Below are 15992 nucleotides of genomic sequence, written 5' to 3'. Positions count from 1 at the left end.
GTGCGGCAATCCGCGCGGGGTAAAACGCTGCAGAACGGCACGGTCATCTCCGGGCCATCCATTGCCCCTAGACTCAGCCGACCGGACGCAGAGCCGGACACCCAGGTTTTTGAAAAGAGAGGGATCTGAATGAGCGTGACATGTCCTGCCTGCCATGGCGACAACCGTGACAGCGCGCGCTGCTGCACCACCTGTGGCGCCGAGCTGACCACCGCCTGCCCGCAATGCCAGGCCCGCAACAAGCCAGCAGCGCGTTTTTGTGCGCAGTGCGGGCACTCGCTGGTGCCGTCGACCGTGCCGACGGAGGTGGCGCCCGAGCCTGTGGCCGTGGCAGCGCCCGCACCGGCCGCCGTGCCTGCGGCCGACGCCGTTGCGGATCCGCTGGTCGAGCCGACTTTCCACCCCACGGTGGAGCCCATTGCCGCGTCGATGACCGAGTCCGTTATGGCCCCCGTGATCGCGGCCGCTTCCGACCCCGTACCCCGACAGCACACCGAGCCCCTCGCCACCGGCGCCCTCCCTGCAGGGGCGTCCCTGTCGACACCCGCAGCCGCAGCGCCGATGGACTTTGTGTTCGATGACGATGAGCACCCCCATGCACCCCGCGCCCGCCAGCGGCCCGCCGGGGCCTATGCGTTGGCGGCGGTGGCGCTGCTGGCCGTGGCGGGCGCTGCGGGCTGGTATCTGCTGGGTCGGCCCGATGCCGCGCCGGCCACGCCCCCGGCCCCTGCCGTGGTGGCGCCGGCAGGCGTGCCGGACACCCCGGGCGTGGCGGAGTCTGCACCCGCCCGCGCCGAGCCGGTGGAAGAAATCATCGAGTCCGAGCGTGCGCGCGCTGCAGCCGCTGCACCGGCGCCGGTCGGCGCCATCGCTGCACCGGCATCGGGGCCGGTGCCTGCGCCAGCGGCGGCCGAACCCGCGTTCACCCCGGTCACTGTGCCCCGCGTGGCCGATGCCGCCCCGCCACCTGGCTCCGCCAAACCGCGCCCCGCAGCACCCAACGACGACGCGCCCTGGCCCTCAGCGGCCCGGCCCGCGGCGTCGCCCGCCGACAGTCTGGCGCGCCTGCGCGGCGCGCTGGCCCAGTGCGCCGCCATGGGCAACGAGCTGTCGCGTGCGACCTGCCTGGCGCGCACGCGGCAGAACTTCTGCGGCGACGCCTGGGGCCGCATCCCCGAGTGCCCGCCGGGCCAATGACCGCCCATGCGGACGACATACATAACGACACCCAGAGAGGGATCCCCACATGAACCACCCCCAGCGATTTCTGCCCAGCGATGACCACCCGTATTCGATCTTCCGCCTGCCCGAGGCGCTGACCTGCTGGCAGGCCGTGGCTGTGATGGGCGCGTCCTACCTCGCCGCAGCGCTGCTGGCCGCTCTGGGCAGCATGGTGGGCCATGTGTCCATCGTCTTCCCCGTGCTGCTGGGGTTGCTGGCCCTGGTGCTCGTGATTGCGGGCACCAGCGGTGCCGGGGTGTGCCTCACCGACCTGGCGCGCGGCCGCCCCTACCGGGGCGTGCTGAGCTACTGCGTGGCGGGCCTGTTCAGCCTGCCCAAGCTGCTGGGCGCCGGGCTGTTGATGCTGCTGCTGTACGGCGCAGTGCTGCTGGGCGTGGCGCTGGTGCTGCTGGTGTGCAAGCTGCCAGGCATCGGCCCCGTGCTGCTGGTGGTGGCGGTGCCGCTGCTGGTGCTCACGGTGGCGCTGGCGCTGCTGGGGTACTACGTGGCCGTGTCCATCGTGGGCCCTGCGATCTGGGATGGCGAGCGGGTGATGCACGCGTTGTCCATCACCTGGGGCATCACCCGCAACCACCCGTTTGCGGCCATCGGCAAGATCATCGGCGGCCTGCTGCTGTCGGGCATTTTTGCGGCCCTGGTGTTCGGCCTGGTCGGCGTCTCCAGCGCCATCGTGGGGGGCATGGCGGCACCCATCATCGGAACGGGCATGGGGCTGGACTGGGATGCACTGGTGGGGGGCTACGGCAGCAGCCACTGGGTGGGCGCGGGCATCGGGTACGTGCTGGTGTTTGTCACCGCGTCGGCCTTCGTGTTCTTGCTGCCGCTGATGGTGGGCGTGCTCACCTGGTGCGAGTTCTCGGACAAGGTGGACCGGAGCACCATCCGCTCGTCCACCGACTCCGCGCTGAACGACGTCAACGCCCGTGTGGCCGAGCTCAAGGACAAGGCGCAGACTCCGGTGGCCCCCGCTGCTGCACCCGTGGTCGCCGCCGCTGCTGCTGGCGCCACCAGCGCCGCCGTGGCCGCGCACCCGGGCAACCGTTGCCCCCAATGCGCGGGCGTGGTGCACGCGGACGACCGTTTTTGCGAGCACTGCGGCCACAAGCTGCAGTAAGCCCAGCGCCCGGCCTGCCCGGCCCGCCGATCCCCCGCGCGGGCAGCGTGCGGGGCTGGGCTATTCGATGCGTATCTGCTGCAGCGCCGGGTCGCCCGGCGGGTAGCGCAGGTCCAGGCCGGTGAGCACCTCGCGCACCAGCGTGGCGATCATCAGGTTGCGGTGGGTCTTGGAGTTGGCGGGCACGATGGTCCACGGCGCCCAGGGCGTGTGCGTGGCGGCCAGCAGCATCTCATAGGCCTTCTGGTACTGGCTCCACTGCTTGCGGGCCTCGATGTCGCCCATCGAAAACTTCCAGTGCTTGGTCGGGTCGTCCAGGCGCTCCTGCAGGCGTTCGCGCTGCTCGTCGGCGCTGATGTGCAGCATGAACTTGAGCACGACGGTGCCAGTCTCGCTGAGCATGCGCTCGAAGTCGTTGATGTGCGCCAGGCGCTGCTGGTGCTGCTCGGGCGTGATCCAGCCATTCACCACGGGCACCAGCACGTCCTCGTAGTGGCTGCGGTTGAATACCGTGATCTCACCCGCCTGCGGCACTTGCTGGTGAATGCGCCAAAGGTAGTCGTGCGCCAGCTCGGCCTCGGTGGGCGCCTTCCAGCCCACGGTGTGCACGCCCAGCGCGCTCATGCGGCCAAACACGCCCCGGATCGTGCCGTCCTTGCCGGCTGTGTCGGTGCCTTGCAGCACCACCAGCAGCTTGTAGCGTTTGTCGGCGTAAAACAGGTTCTGCAGCGTGTCCAGCTCCTGCGCGAGTGACTCGGTGACGGTCTTGTCCTTGAGCTTGTCGCCCAGCGAAAACGGTTTGGCCGACGGATCAAAGTCCTTCAGCGACACCGTGCGACTGTGCTTGCCCGCCTTGCGCCGCTCGGGCCGGCCATCGGGCTGCGGGTCGTCGTCATGCTGCAGGGCGTCCGGCTGCCATTGCGACCAGCGCTGGGCCACGTCTTTGTTGCTGCTGTGAAACGGGTGGTTCATGCGGGCTCCTCGATGGGCCATCGTACGCCAGCAGCGTGGGCGTGGTTTTCCTTTCTTGCGAAAATGGGATGCTACTAAAGTGATAGCTATTTGCGCATGATTCACTAGCGCTTGAGGCTGATTGGGCTTGAAACTGGCCGCACGGGCCGCTCAGCGCGCGCCATGCGCCATGCGGTAGGCCAGCGGCGTCTGCCCTGTGGCCTGGCGGAACGCGCGGTGCAGTCCGGCTTCGCTGGCAAAGCCCAGGTCTTCGGCAATGCGCTTGAGCGGCAGCGGCGTGTCGCACAGCGCCTCGCTGGCCTGGCGCAGCTTGATGCGGCGCATCCACAGGGCCGCCGTCAGGCCCGTGTGGGCCTGCACTCGCCGCGCCAGTGTGCGGGGCGAGAGGCCCAGCGCCTGGGCCAGCGCGGGCAGCCGCAGATCGGCGGCGGGGCTGCGCTGCACCCACAGCATGGCGCGGCGCAGGTCGGCGTCTGCCAGCGTCATCAGGTCATGCCCGGCAAATGCCGGGTGCGCCGTGCGGGGGCGGGGCAGCATCAGCAGCTCCTGCAGGTCGGTCAGCGCCTGGGGTGACAGGCGAGCGGCCAGCGCGTGCAGCATCAGCGGCAGGTAGCCATTGGCCCCGGCGGCCGTGGTGGCGGTGGGGCCGGCCACCAGCGGCTCGTCAAAGCGCCAGTCCACCTGCGCGAACTGCTGCTCCAGCGCGGCACGCAACCACCAGGTGGCCGTAGCCCCCTGGCCGCGCAGCCGCCCGCTGGCGGCCGCCAGCACCACGCCCGCGCAGTAGCTCCACACCTGCGTGCGCCGGGGCAGCGCGCGCAAGGCCTGCACCACCGGGGCCAGCTGCTGCAGCGGCCCTTGCAGCTGGTCGGCCGACGAGAGCCACAGGCCCGGCGCCAGCACCACATCGGCCTCTGCCTGCTGCAGCGCCACGGTGGGGGCCAGCGGGGGGCCCTGCCAGGTGGGCACGGGCAACAGGTCCACCCCCGCCCAGCAGATGTCCATCACGCTGGCCTGCGCACGCAGGTTGGCGGCGCGTGCCATGTCTGCCGCCGCAAACAGGCCGGCGGGCATGCAGCCCGGGTAGAGCAGCAGTGCCACGCGCAGGGGCGGCTGGGGTACGGATGTTGGAGAAACCATGAGTGGCACAAAGGCGCAAGAAATTGTCAATCTGCGCCATTTTCGCGGAAGGCCTGCTTTTCAACAATGGCAGCACCTCCTCCCACTGAAAGCACCCCATGCTCATCACCCAATTGCGCAACGCCACCGTTCTGCTGGAGTTCCCGCACGCGGGCCGCCCTGTCGGCCTGCTGGTGGACCCCATGCTCGCGCCCCGGGGCAGCCTGCCTGCGCTGCGCTACCTGGGCACCCGGCGCCAGCGCAACCCGCTGGTGGACTTGCCCCCCGAGGCCGACGCGGCGCTGCAGCGCGTGACCCATGCGCTCATCACCCATTGCCAGCGTGGGCACTTTGACCACCTGGACCGCGCGGGCAAGCAGTTTCTGCGCGAGCGCCAGATTCCCGTCCTCTGCATGCCGCACGACGCCGCCTACCTGGCGCAGCGTGGCCTGCAGGTGCTGCCGCTGGCGGGCGAGGGCCGCCAGCCTTTTGCGCTGGGCGGGCAGGTCACGCCCGTGGCCTGCACCCACGGCCGGGGCTGGGTGGCGCGCTTCATGGAGCATGGCCACGGCTACCTGCTGGAGCTGCCGGGCGAGCCCAGCGTGTACCTGGCAGGCGATACCGTGCTGACGCCCCCAGTGCGCGACTGCCTGCAGCACCTGCGGCCCGATGTGGCCGTGCTGCCCGCCGGTGGCGCCCAGTTCGACCTGGGCGCGGATATCTTGATGGATGCTGCGGAGGTCGCGCAGGCCGCCGCGCTGACGACCGGCGCGGTGGTGGTCAACCACCTGGAGGCCCTGGACCACTGCCCCACCACCCGCGCCCAGGTGCGCGCCCTGGCGCAGCGCGGCGGGTGGGCGCACCGCCTGTGGGTGCCCGAGGACGGCGAGAGTCGGCACTACCCCTGGCCCACCGTCAAAAGCAATGCTATGAATTCAGTAGCTGCAGAGGCATGATCGACTGGCGCTACCGCCCAAAAAGGCCGTAACTCACGCCAGCTCGACCTCCAACGCGCGCTGGTCCCGCATCAGCGCCACAAACCGCGCAGCGCCCAGGCCCAGCGGCCGCTCCTTGGACCACACCACGTCCACCCACAGCGCGGCGCCGTTGCTCAGATTCTCGAACGGCATCTCCACCAGCCGCCCCGCCTCGATGCGCGACTGCACCAGCGCGCGCGGCTGCCAGCCCCAGCCCATCCCGGCTTCGATGAGGCCCAGCGCGGCCAGGTGGTTGTCGGTGCGCCAGTGGTGGCGGGCAAACACAAAGCGCGGGTCGGTCTGTGCCAGGTCGCGGCTTGCGACCACGATCTGGCGTGTGGTGGTCAGGTGTTCCTCGCGCAGCATGGCGTCTTCAGGCGGGGCGCCGCGCGCCTGGGCCGCAGTGCGGGCGGCCACCAGCACCGGGTGCTGTGGCGCCATCACCGCCACCAGGGTTTCGGTGCCCACTTCCTGAAAGCCCTCGCGCCCGTCGATGCTGGGCCGCTCAAACACCAGCGCCAGCTGCGCGCGGCCGCTGTGCAGCAGTGCCAGCGCATCCACCTGCGGCGCGGCCAGCACCTCGATCTGCAGCAGCGGGTGCTCTTGTGCCAGTGCCGCCAGCGCCTCCGTCCAGCGCGCGGCCAGCAGCTCGGGCGCAATGGCCAGCGTGAGCCGCTCCTCCAGCCCCTGGGTCAGCGCCAAGGCCTGGGCGTTGAGCTGCTGCAGCTGCCCCGCCAGCAGCCGGGCCTGGGGCTCCAGCGCGCGGGCGGCGGCGGTGGGGCGGGGCTCGCGCCCGCTGCGGTCAAACAGCTGCACATCCAGTTCGGCCTCCAGATGGGCCATGGTCATGCTCACGGCCGACGGCACACGCGACAACGCCCGCGCGGCGGCCGAGAACGAGCCGTGGTCGAGCACCGTCAGAAACACCTGCACGCTGTCGGAGTTGAAGGCCATGGCGGTTTGATCTATCAATAAAACTGAAATAAGCTGACTTTATGTGTCAGTGCAGCGAATATAAAGTACCGGCCATGGACAAGACACCGACTCTTTTTGGCCTGCAAGGCGTCAAGCGCCGCCTGATCTATGTGACCTTGTACGAGCTGATCGCCATTGGCGCCGCCACGGTGGGTCTGGCGCTGCTCACGGGCCAGGGTGCGGGGCATTCGAGCGTGGTGGCGGTGGCGGCCTCGGCAATTGCCATCGTCTGGAACATCGTCTTCAACTGGGCGTTCGAGCGCTGGGAGGCGCGCCAGCCCGTGCGCGGGCGCAGCGTGGCGCGGCGCGTGGCGCACGCCATCGGGTTCGAGGGCGGCCTGGTCTTCACGCTGGTGCCGCTGTTTGCCTGGTGGTTCGGCGTGAGCCTGTGGCACGCGTTCGTGATGGACCTGGGGCTCATCGTGTTCTTCCTTGGCTACACCTTTGTCTTCAACTGGGTGTTTGACCACCTGTTCGGCCTGCCCGCATCGGCCATGGCGGCGTCGTAACAACAGCCTAGGCCACGCTTCTTCAAACAATGTCAACCGCCGTTCGGCGACGGGCAGGGGCGCTCAGCCGCCACCCATAATCGGCCCCATGAGAGGGCCGTTTTTATTGCTGCTGCGGGGATTGCCGGGCCGGTGGGCTGGTGTGGCGGTGTCTTGCTGCGTGCTGGCCGGTTGTGCCAGCAACGCCCCCACGCCGCGCGGCGAGGTGAAGGGCGCGCCCACCCATGCGGCCGAGCTGGCCCAGTCCGACGCCAACCGCATGGCCACCCTGGCCATGCAAGAGAACCTGGAAGGCCTGCTGCGCCTGGCCGACAAGCTCTACCGCCGCAACCCCGCCGAATGGCGCAAGGGCACTGCCACCAGCCGCGAGCAAGCGCTGGAGCAGCTGCGCGCCGCCGTGTTGCAGCGCCAGCCCTGGGCCCCGCTGCAGGGCCGCCGCGACATCGCGGCCATGGCGCTGGCCCTGGCGCCCGAGTTCGCGGGCGACCGCGTGGCGGCCTTCATTGACGCCACGGCCGACATGATCATCACCGCCCATGGCGGCAAGACGGAGTTCTTCTTGCTCGACGGCATGGATGCCCAGCACCTCTACAACGCCGCGCGCAACGTCGAGACCGCCGTGTGGCTGCTCGCGCAGCGCCGCAATGCCCAGGGCCAGCCGCTGCTGCTGGCCGACGAGATCGGCGCCCAGGGCCGCAACCTGAGCTTCGAGCGCGAGTTCGGCAAGATCATCGCGCGGCTCGACCTGCTGGCCGCCTTCACCACCGAAAAGTACCGCCGTGCGGCCATCAGCTATGTGCAGGGCATTGTGGGCGGCACCTTCCTGCAGTTCCTGCCTGTGCGCTGACCCGGTAAAATCCGCCCCTTGCCCAAGGAGCGTTGCAGCGGCCCCACCGCCATGGTGAAGCCGTCAGGCTTGGGCACTCCAAAAGCTATTCAAGCCCCACCGCAACGACGCTCACCTGTTTTTCTGCTGCCCCTGCACAGGTGAGTCCTATGTCCGCGTCTGCCCCGTCCCTGCCCCCCATGAAGCTGTCCGGCCTGGAGCCCGTCTCCATTGGCGAGGGCACGCTGTTCGTCAACATCGGCGAGCGCACCAACGTCACCGGCTCCAAGGCGTTTGCGCGCATGATCTTGAACGGCCAGTACGAAGAGGCCCTGGCCGTGGCGCGCCAGCAGGTGGAAAACGGTGCGCAGGTCATCGACATCAACATGGACGAGGCCATGCTGGACAGCAAGGCCGCCATGGTGCGGTTTCTGCAGCTCATCGCGTCCGAGCCCGACATCGCCCGTGTGCCCATCATGGTGGACAGCTCCAAGTGGGAGGTGATCGAGGCCGGACTGCGCTGCATCCAGGGCAAGGGCATCGTCAACTCCATCAGCATGAAAGAGGGCGTGGAGAAGTTTAAGCACGAGGCGCGGCTCGTCAAGCGCTACGGCGCTGCCGCCGTGGTGATGGCGTTTGACGAAGTGGGCCAGGCCGACACCTACGCCCGCAAGATCGAGATCTGTGAGCGCGCCTACCGCGTGCTGGTCGATGAGGTGGGCTTCCCGCCCGAAGACATCATCTTCGACCCCAACATCTTCGCGGTGGCCACCGGCATCGAGGAGCACAACAACTACGCGGTCGATTTCATCGAGGCCACGCGCTGGATCAAGCAGAACCTGCCGGGCGCCAAGGTCTCGGGCGGTGTGTCCAACGTGTCGTTCAGCTTCCGTGGCAACGACCCCGTGCGCGAGGCCATCCACACCGTGTTTTTGTACCACGCCATCCAGGCGGGCATGGACATGGGCATCGTCAACGCCGGCATGGTGGGTGTGTACGACGACCTGGAGCCCGTGCTGCGCGAGCGTGTGGAAGACGTGGTGCTCAACCGCCGCCCCGACGCGGGTGAGCGCTTGGTCGAAATCGCCGAAACCGCCAAGAGCGGCGCCAAGGACGAGAGCAAGAAGCTCGAATGGCGCGGCACGCCCGAGCACCCCAAGACCGTGGGCGAGCGCCTTTCCCACGCGCTGGTGCACGGCATCACCGACTTCATCGTCGAAGACACCGAAGAGGCTTACCAAGCCATCGTTGCCAAGGGCGGCCGCCCGCTGCACGTGATCGAAGGCCCGCTCATGGACGGCATGAACGTGGTGGGCGACCTGTTTGGCGCGGGCAAGATGTTTTTGCCCCAGGTGGTGAAAAGCGCTCGCGTGATGAAGAGCGCCGTGGCCCACCTGCTGCCCTACATCGAAGAAGAAAAGCGCCAGCTCGAAGCCGCGGGCGGTGACGTGAAGACCAAGGGCAAGATCATCATTGCCACCGTCAAGGGCGACGTGCACGACATCGGCAAGAACATCGTCACCGTCGTGCTCCAGTGCAACAACTTCGAGGTGGTGAACATGGGCGTGATGGTGCCCTGTCACGAGATTCTGGCGCGCGCCAAGGTTGAGGGGGCGGACATCGTGGGCCTGTCGGGCCTGATCACGCCCAGCCTCGAAGAAATGCAGTACGTGGCCGGCGAGATGCAGAAGGACGACCACTTCCGCGTCAAGAAGATCCCGCTGCTCATCGGCGGCGCCACCACCAGCCGTGTGCATACCGCCGTCAAGATCGCACCGCACTATGAAGGCCCCGTGGTCTACGTGCCCGACGCCTCGCGCAGCGTGAGCGTGGCGCAAAGCCTGCTGGGCGATGGCGTGCAGAACTATGTGGACGAGCTGAACGCCGACTACGACAAGGTGCGCACCCAGCACGCCAACAAAAAAGCCACGCCCCTGTGGCCCTTGGCCAAGATCCGCGCCAACAAGACGCCCGTGGACTGGTCGGCCTACCAGCCCGCCGTGCCGCGCGCGCTGGGCCGCCGCGTGTTCAAGAACTTCGATCTGGCCGAGCTGGCCAAGTACATCGACTGGGGCCCGTTCTTCCAGACCTGGGATCTGGCCGGCCCGTACCCTGCCATCCTGACCGACGAGGTGGTGGGCGTGGAAGCCACGCGCGTGTTTGCCGACGGCCAGGCCATGCTGAAAAAGATTATCGAAGGCCGGTGGCTCACGGCCAGCGGCGTGATGGCGCTGCTGCCCGCCAACAGCGTGAACGAAGACGACATCGAGTTCTACACCGACGACACCCGCACCGAAGTCGCCATGACCTGGTACGGCATGCGCCAGCAGGCCGAGAAGCACACCATCGACGGTGTGACCCGCCCCAGCCGGTGTCTCGCCGACTTTGTGGCGCCCAAGGAGAGCGGCATTGCCGACTACGCGGGCCTGTTCGCGGTGACGGCGGGCCTAGGTGTGGAGAAGAAGGAAAAAGCCTTCATCGACGCGCTGGACGACTACTCCGCCATCATGTTCAAGAGCCTGGCCGATCGCTTGGCCGAAGCCTTTGCCGAATGCCTGCACCACCGCGTGCGCACCGACCTGTGGGGCTACGCTGCCGGTGAAGCGCTGAGTAACGACGACATGATTGCCGAGAAGTACCAGGGCATCCGCCCCGCGCCTGGCTACCCGGCCTGCCCGGACCACAGCGCCAAGACCGACCTGTTCCGCGTGCTCAACGCCGCAGAGATCGGCATGACCCTGACGGAGAGCCTGGCCATGATGCCTGCGGCCAGCGTGAGCGGTTTCTACATCGGCCACCCCGATGCGGTGTATTTCAACGTTGGCAAGATCGGCGAAGACCAGCTGCACGACATGGCAAAACGCCGGGGCATGGACGAGAAGGTGCTGGAGCGGTTGCTGGCACCCAACTTATGATGCTATGAAATAAATAGCTGTTGGGGCTTGTCGTGAAAGCACCAGCAGCCTATTTGATTCAAATTTCTCGGGGCCATCAGCCCTCGCTGTCCGGCAGCTTTGCGATCACCTTGATCTCGAACTGAAACCCATACAGCCAGGTCACCCCGATGCCCGTCAGCGTGGGGTAGGGCGCCTCGCCCCAGAACTCGGGCACGACGCCCCAGACGGTTGCAAAGTTCGCCTCGGGGTTGACCACAAACATCGTCACATCCACCACGTCATCAAACGTGCAGCCCGCAGCGTGCAGCACGGCATTGAGGTTGCTGAACGCCAGGCGCACCTGCGCGGCCAGGTCGGGCTCGGGCGAGCCGTCTTCGCGGCTGCCCACCTGGCCGGAGACAAACAAGAAACCGTTGGCACGTACGGCGGGCGAATAGCGGTTGCGCTCGTACAGCGCCTGGCGGCCTGCAGGGAAGACAACATCACGTTGGGGCATGGAAATCCTTTCGTTCTGCAGGGCAGAGGGTTGCGATGCAGGCACTGTAGAAGCGTGCGTTGTTCTGATAAACAGGCTAATCTGCGCACCACTGTTCCTGATCGCCAAACAATGGTGGGCGTGTCGCTGCTTCAACATGCCCCAACGACCTACATGCCATGGACCGTTTTGACGCCCTGCAGGCCTTCGCCCGCGTTGTGGAATCCGGCAGCTTCACCAAGGCCGCCCTCACCCTGCACCTGAGCCGCACCACCGTCACGCAGCTGGTGCAGCAGCTCGAAGCCCGCCTGCGCGTGAAGCTCCTGCACCGCACCACCCGGCGCGTGCAGGTCACGCCCGATGGTGCCGCGTACTACGAGCGCGTGGTGCGCCTGCTGGCCGACCTGGACGACGCCGACGCCAGCGTTTCCACCGCCGCCGCTGCGCCCCGGGGCCGCCTGCGGGTGGATGTGCCCAGCCCCCTGGCGCGCCTGGTCCTCATCCCCGCGCTGCCCGCGTTCCACGCGCAGTACCCCGACATCCTCCTGCACATGGGCGTGAGCGACCGCCCCGTGGACATGGTGGGCGACAACGTGGACTGCGTGGTGCGTGGCGGCCCCCTCACCAACCCCGCGCTCGTCGCGCGCCATGTGGGTGACCTGCAACTGCGCGTGTACGCCGCCCCCAGCTACCTGCAGCGCGCGGGCGCGCCCGAGCACCCGCAGGCGCTGGAAGGCCCGCACCACCGCACCGTGGGTTTTCTATGGGCACGCACTGGCCAGCCCCTGCCGTTCGAGATGCGCCGTGGCACCGAACACGTGCGCGCCCAGGGCCACGACATCTGCGCCGTGGACGACGGCAACGCCTACCTGGCCGCAGGCCTCGCGGGCCTGGGCGTGCTCTGGCTGCCTGACTACATGGCCCGCCCCCACGTGGCCACCGGCGAGCTGGTGCCCCTGCTGCAGGACTGGGCGCTTGCGCCCATGCCGCTGTACGTGGCCTACCCACCCCAACGGCATGTGAGCGCCAAGGTGCGGGTGTTCATCGATTGGGTGGCGGAGCTGATGGCGCGGCATGCGCCGGTGGTGGGGCGCGGCAGGTAAATGCTATTGAATAGATAGCAGACAAAGATTACTGGACAGGCGCAAGGCAGTGTTTTGAGTCAGAAAAATGCACTGGGCAAAGTGCAAAAACCTGCGACCCCCTCATCCGCGCCACGCCGCCTCAATCGCCGCCACATCAATCTTGCGCATGCCCATCATCGCGTCAAAGGCCCGCTTGGCCGCTGCGCGGTCGGGGTCGTTGATGGCCTGGGTCAACACCCGTGGCGTGATCTGCCACGACAAGCCCCACCGGTCCTTGCACCAGCCGCAAGCGCTCTCCTGCCCGCCGTTGCCCACAATCGCGTTCCACAGCCGGTCGGTCTCGGCTTGGTCCTCTGTCGCCACCTGAAACGAGAACGCCTCGCTGTGCGTAAAGGCCGGACCGCCGTTCAGCCCCAGGCACGGGATCCCCAGCACCGTGAACTCCACCGTCAGCACATCGCCCTGGTGCCCTGCGGGGTAGTCGCCGGGCGCATGCATCACCCGCCCCACGGCGCTGTCGGGAAAGGTGGCCGCGTAGAACGTCGCCGCCTCTAGCGCCGTGCCGTTGAACCAGAGGCAGAGGGTGGCTTTGGGGGGCATGAGGTACTCCTGTTGAGGGTCGGAGGATGCTGGGGTCGAGCAGGGTGGAGCCGTGACTCAGGCAGTTTGTGCGGTGCCGCTTGAACCTTTGTGATTCTGCTGGAATGTGCCCGAAGTGGCTGATCAATCCAGTTCCCCAAAGCGGTCATTGATCCAAAAACAAGTTGATAGGATAAGGCGCTGTATGGTTCGGGAGCGCTGTACTTACCGGCAGCTAAGCTGTAGCTTATTCGGACAACGCTAGCTAAGTTTCTCGGAATTTTTGTACTTGGTCATCTAAAACGCCCTAAGCCTGAAACCCAGACAGCAAGTCACCACTAGGAGAAATAAGTGTCCAGAGTATCCCGCAAGATTCACTTTGCCCCGCAGATTCTGCGTGGTGTATCGCGCTAAACCGTTGGATGTGCAAAGCATGAGTTCTGGCGCTTGGGTATCGCTTCTTGTTGAGCCAAAGGCAATCCTGGGTCCATACGGAGGCGAGGCGCCTTCCTTGGATTCGTTTGCTCCTAATGCGTGGCGCGCGCACTTCAATCATGTGGCAATTGCAGGCCAGTTCATGCAGTTGCCTACCAAGCTCCCCGAAAGCTGGGGTTCAGCTGGAAAGGTTAGGGCAGATGTCGTGTTTGAGTTTTCGGATGTGCGGTGCTTGCGGGTTGAAGGTTTGTTGACGAGGAGCGAAGAGGATGATTCCATGCACGGGCTCCCATGCGGTATCACCGGACGCTGCGTGCTCGAAGCGCTTTCGGACTCGTACTTTGAGAACCCTGAAGCGGGTGTGGTTGTGCCGTGGAAACGTTTTACCTTTCGGCAAGCAGAATTTTTCGTTTCACTCGAAGCAGGGAACGTGATGCTGTATAGCGGTCGGCGAGCAAGCAGCCAGTTTGGGCACGCGAATTCGGTCTAGCCGGTTAGCGCACAGAAGTCCCTGGCAGTTCCGCCAGTCAATCGGCCTCACTCAAACGTTGAGCGTCCGCTGTGAAAAGCCAGTAAGGACTGCTTCTGGCCGTTATCTGCCGTTGGTTGTCTGAATCAATAAGCCTTTTACCGCGCCCGGACCCCGCACTGCCTTGTCCTTCAGTGCGACCCCGCCCCACCCGCACTCTCCGCCATTTCCAACTGCATCATCACCATGTTGACCAGCGTGTGCACGGACGGCCGCCCGGTCTCGATCACGTAGTGGGCCGTCTCGCGGTACAGGTGGTCGCGCTGGGCGTAAAGGTCGCGCAGCTTGTCCATGGGGTTGCCGCCTTGCAGCAGGGGGCGGGTCTTGTCGTGTTTGACGCGTTTGTAGATTTCTTCGGGCGATGCGCGCAGGTACAGCACGTTGCCGAACTGGCGCAGCACCTCGCGGTTCTCGGGGCGCAGCACAGCGCCGCCGCCGGTGGACAGAACCATGCCGCCGGGCTGGCGGGCCACGTCGGCCAGCACCTGGGCCTCGATGTCGCGGAAGCGGGCTTCGCCTTCGGCCTCGAAGAAGCTGCGGATGGTGGTGCCCAGGGTCTGTTCCAGCCGGTGGTCCAGGTCGATGAAGGGCACGCCCGCCCGGTGGGCTAGTTGCCGGCCGACGGTGGATTTGCCCGAGCCGGGCATGCCGACCAGTGCGCAGCGAATCTGCATAGGTTCAAGAAAGAGGTCTGGGGGACGGGCTTGCGCACTGCGGGTGGAGCTGTGTCGCGTGCCGTGACTGGAGGCCGAGTGTAAGCCTGCCCCCGCGCACCGCATGTCCGGCACGCCCTTCGCAACTGGCGCGACCCAGACCAGTGGACGCCGAGCAAGGGCCGCACCGCAGCGAGGGCGTCGTCCCCCTGCCCGCGCGCAGCGCGAGAGCGGGGGCTGAGGGCCGCGGCTCCGAGCCTGCCTGCGCAGGCTTGGACGGCCTGAAGAGCTGCCGCCTCTGGGGGCAGCCCCGTGGCGCGAAGCTCCTCAGGGCGGTGTCCGAATCACAGTGCTGCGTACACCAACGCCGGATACAGCTCGCACAGATACCGCAGCTGGCCGGGCGCCTGCGTGAGCAGGATGGCGAACAGGTCTTCTGCCGGGTCCACAAAAAAGAAGGTGCCGCCCAGGCCGCTCCAGCTGTAGTGCCCGGCCGATCCGGGGCGGGTGGCCTGGCCCGTGGCGGTGCGCACGGCCACGCCCAGGCCAAAGCCGTAGCCGGTGGGCAGGATGTCGCCCGCCACGGGCAGGCTGCCCAGGTGGTCGGCGGTCATGAAGTCCACCGTGGCGCGGCCCAGCAGGCGAACAGGGGCGCCAAGGCCGTTGGGGCCGTCGGGCCCGGGGGCGGTGCCCCGGCCCAGCATGAGCTGCAAGAAGCGCGCGTAGTCGCTGGCGGTGGACACCAGCCCGCCACCGGCCGACTCGAACACGGGCGGCGCGGTCACCTCAATCAGCGGCATGCCAAGGCCGGTTTGCGGGTCGCGCTCAAAGGCTTCGGCCAGGCGGTGCTGCTGCGCGGCCGGTACCGAAAAGCCCGTGTCGTGCATACCCAGTGGGCCAAACACACGGCGCTGCAGGAGGGCGCCCAGGCTTTCGCCCTCGATCACCTCCAGCACCGCACCCAGCACGTCGGTGGCGCGGCTGTATTCCCAGCAGGTGCCGGGCGGGTGGACCAGGGGCAAGGGCCCCAGCGCCGCGACCAGATCGGCGTTGCTGTGGCGGCGCGAGCCAATGCGGGCGGCGCGGTAGGCGTCGGGCACGGTGCCGGCCTCCCATGCGTAGCTCAGGCCGGCGGTGTGGCGCAGCAGGTCGTGCACCGTGGCCTCGCGCTGCACGGGGGCGGTGGTGCCGGTGGCTTCGTCGTATACGCGCTGGCCGGCAAAGGCGGGCAGGTAGTGCGCCACGGGGTGCGACAGCAGCAGGCGGCCTTCTTCCATGAGCATCATCGCCACCAGCGAGGCGATGGGCTTGGTCATGGAATAGATGCGGAACACCGTGTCGGGCGCCATGGCGGGCACCGCCGATTCGGCGCTGGGCGGGCGCTGGTGGCCCACCGCCGTGTGCAGCACCGTGTGGCCCCGGTGGTGGATGAGGGCCACGGCACCGGGCAGCAGGCCCTGGTCCACATGGGTTTGCAGCACGGAGCGCAGGCGGGCGAGGGCGGTGGGGTTCATGGCGGGTGGAAGTGGGTTTTGAGGTAATTTTGGCCGGTAGCGCTAGTGCAAATTACGCTGGCAGCTATCAAAAACAGAGCAAATCTGGCAG

General features: G+C 67.3%; 15 protein-coding genes and 1 riboswitch. Of the genes, 8 read left to right on the top strand and 7 right to left on the bottom strand.

What is annotated here, in order from left to right; all coding sequences use genetic code 11:
• Window positions 1–129 precede the first annotated feature (129 nt).
• Window positions 130–1197 carry a zinc ribbon domain-containing protein gene (locus tag ASD94_RS12335; protein WP_056643322.1) on the top strand — a complete coding sequence of 356 codons (1068 nt, stop codon included), beginning with the start codon at window positions 130–132 and terminating at the stop codon, window positions 1195–1197.
• Between the two features lie 49 nt (window positions 1198–1246).
• A complete protein-coding gene (locus ASD94_RS12330; protein ID WP_056643319.1) occupies window positions 1247–2356 on the top strand; it encodes a zinc ribbon domain-containing protein in 1110 nt (369 codons plus the stop codon).
• Window positions 2357–2416: 60 nt separating this feature from the next.
• Here the strand turns inward: ASD94_RS12330 and ASD94_RS12325 are convergent, their stop codons facing one another.
• Window positions 2417–3328, bottom strand: coding sequence for a PPK2 family polyphosphate kinase (locus ASD94_RS12325; RefSeq protein WP_056643316.1), 912 nt, complete (start codon window positions 3326–3328; stop codon window positions 2417–2419).
• 150 nt (window positions 3329–3478) lie between these two features.
• Window positions 3479–4468: a GlxA family transcriptional regulator gene (locus tag ASD94_RS12320; protein WP_056643313.1), complete on the bottom strand. Its 990-nt coding sequence runs from the start codon at window positions 4466–4468 to the stop codon at window positions 3479–3481.
• A gap of 98 nt (window positions 4469–4566) precedes the next feature.
• Here ASD94_RS12320 and ASD94_RS12315 point away from each other — a divergent pair, with 98 nt between their 5' ends.
• Entirely contained in the window at window positions 4567–5403 is an 837-nt protein-coding gene (locus ASD94_RS12315; RefSeq protein WP_056643310.1) for an MBL fold metallo-hydrolase, read from the top strand.
• Window positions 5404–5436: 33 nt separating this feature from the next.
• On the opposite strand, the gene ASD94_RS12310 is transcribed toward ASD94_RS12315, so the two are convergent.
• Complete coding sequence (locus tag ASD94_RS12310) at window positions 5437–6378, bottom strand: LysR family transcriptional regulator (RefSeq protein ID WP_056643307.1); 942 nt, start codon at window positions 6376–6378, stop codon at window positions 5437–5439.
• A 74-nt stretch (window positions 6379–6452) separates the two neighbouring features.
• Here ASD94_RS12310 and ASD94_RS12305 point away from each other — a divergent pair, with 74 nt between their 5' ends.
• From ASD94_RS12305 to metH, 3 genes are all read left to right on the top strand, one after another.
• The gene (locus ASD94_RS12305) at window positions 6453–6908 is read left to right on the top strand and encodes a PACE efflux transporter (RefSeq protein ID WP_056643304.1); all 456 of its coding nucleotides are present in this window, start codon (window positions 6453–6455) and stop codon (window positions 6906–6908) included.
• Window positions 6909–6996: 88 nt separating this feature from the next.
• Window positions 6997–7755, top strand: a complete 759-nt coding sequence (locus ASD94_RS12300; protein ID WP_056643302.1) for a hypothetical protein — start codon at window positions 6997–6999, stop codon at window positions 7753–7755.
• An 18-nt stretch (window positions 7756–7773) separates the two neighbouring features.
• A riboswitch (S-adenosyl-L-homocysteine riboswitch) is annotated at window positions 7774–7875 on the top strand.
• A 20-nt stretch (window positions 7876–7895) separates the two neighbouring features.
• The gene (gene metH, locus ASD94_RS12295; RefSeq protein WP_255357444.1) at window positions 7896–10649 is read left to right on the top strand and encodes a methionine synthase; all 2754 of its coding nucleotides are present in this window, start codon (window positions 7896–7898) and stop codon (window positions 10647–10649) included.
• 76 nt (window positions 10650–10725) lie between these two features.
• Here metH and ASD94_RS12290 read toward each other — a convergent pair whose 3' ends face one another.
• The gene (locus tag ASD94_RS12290; RefSeq protein WP_056643299.1) at window positions 10726–11127 is read right to left on the bottom strand and encodes a RidA family protein; all 402 of its coding nucleotides are present in this window, start codon (window positions 11125–11127) and stop codon (window positions 10726–10728) included.
• A 158-nt stretch (window positions 11128–11285) separates the two neighbouring features.
• On the opposite strand from ASD94_RS12290, the gene ASD94_RS12285 reads away from it, so the two are divergent.
• Window positions 11286–12209 (top strand): LysR family transcriptional regulator, encoded by a 924-nt coding sequence (locus ASD94_RS12285; RefSeq protein WP_056643296.1) that lies wholly within the window; start codon window positions 11286–11288, stop codon window positions 12207–12209.
• Window positions 12210–12311: 102 nt separating this feature from the next.
• Here ASD94_RS12285 and ASD94_RS12280 read toward each other — a convergent pair whose 3' ends face one another.
• Window positions 12312–12791, bottom strand: a complete 480-nt coding sequence (locus ASD94_RS12280) for a VOC family protein (protein WP_056643293.1) — start codon at window positions 12789–12791, stop codon at window positions 12312–12314.
• A gap of 412 nt (window positions 12792–13203) precedes the next feature.
• Between ASD94_RS12280 and ASD94_RS23615 the strand changes: the two genes are divergently transcribed.
• Complete coding sequence (locus ASD94_RS23615; RefSeq protein ID WP_156391416.1) at window positions 13204–13695, top strand: hypothetical protein; 492 nt, start codon at window positions 13204–13206, stop codon at window positions 13693–13695.
• Between the two features lie 170 nt (window positions 13696–13865).
• Here ASD94_RS23615 and ASD94_RS12275 read toward each other — a convergent pair whose 3' ends face one another.
• Window positions 13866–14408 carry a shikimate kinase gene (locus tag ASD94_RS12275; RefSeq protein ID WP_056643290.1) on the bottom strand — a complete coding sequence of 181 codons (543 nt, stop codon included), beginning with the start codon at window positions 14406–14408 and terminating at the stop codon, window positions 13866–13868.
• 323 nt (window positions 14409–14731) lie between these two features.
• Window positions 14732–15901, bottom strand: coding sequence for a serine hydrolase (locus tag ASD94_RS12270; protein ID WP_056643285.1), 1170 nt, complete (start codon window positions 15899–15901; stop codon window positions 14732–14734).
• Window positions 15902–15992 lie beyond the last annotated feature (91 nt).

The organism is Acidovorax sp. Root70, from assembly GCF_001428225.1.
Lineage (GTDB): Bacteria > Pseudomonadota > Gammaproteobacteria > Burkholderiales > Burkholderiaceae_C > Acidovorax.
This window is presented reverse-complemented; position numbering and strand designations above follow the sequence as displayed.